This window comes from Xanthomonas sp. SHU 308 (genome assembly GCF_000364645.1).
In the GTDB taxonomy this organism is placed as follows: domain Bacteria; phylum Pseudomonadota; class Gammaproteobacteria; order Xanthomonadales; family Xanthomonadaceae; genus Xanthomonas_A; species Xanthomonas_A sontii.
The window spans coordinates 1-508 of record NZ_AQOK01000645.1; the positions used below are offsets into that span (position 1 = coordinate 1).

The window sequence follows — 508 nt, forward strand, 5'->3', positions numbered from 1 at the left end:
CGGGACCGCCTCCGCCCGGCGGCCCGCGCCCGCCCGGTCCACCGCCGCCTGGGGTGTCCGCCGGCGCCGGCGTGATCGTGCCGGCCGGCAGCACGATGATCCGCGACACCTGCACCGCGCTGCCCGAGCAGGAAGTCTGCGCACGCCTGAGCGATCGCCGCTGGGAACTGATCCGTCGCTACAACAGCGCGCTGCAGAGCGAGCGCCGCGCAATGGAAACCGAGCAGCGCGGCATCGATGCGCGTCTGGCGCGCGACTGCGGCGGCAGCTGATGCGGCGCGCACTCTGCCTCGCCGTGGTGCTGACCTGTGCCGGCGCCGCGCACGCCGAACCGGTGGTGTTCTATCGCTGCACCGACGCGCAGGACAACCTGACCATCCAGAACCAGCCCTGTCCCAAGGGCATGCGCCAGCAGAAGAAAATCATGCAGGGCGTCAGCAGCGCCGCACTGCCGGCCGCGATCGCCGCCCAGCCCGCGCCATCGCCGCCGCCCGCACGCGCCACGACC

The 508-nt window shown here is 73.4% G+C and carries 2 pseudogenes; both read left to right on the forward strand.

Going from position 1 to position 508, the window contains the following annotated elements:
• Window positions 1–272: pseudogene (locus tag D588_RS0117905) on the forward strand (DUF4124 domain-containing protein); the annotation flags it as partial.
• Window positions 272–508 (forward strand): annotated as a pseudogene (locus D588_RS0117910) (DUF4124 domain-containing protein); the annotation flags it as partial. The pseudogenes D588_RS0117905 and D588_RS0117910, both read left to right, overlap by 1 nt.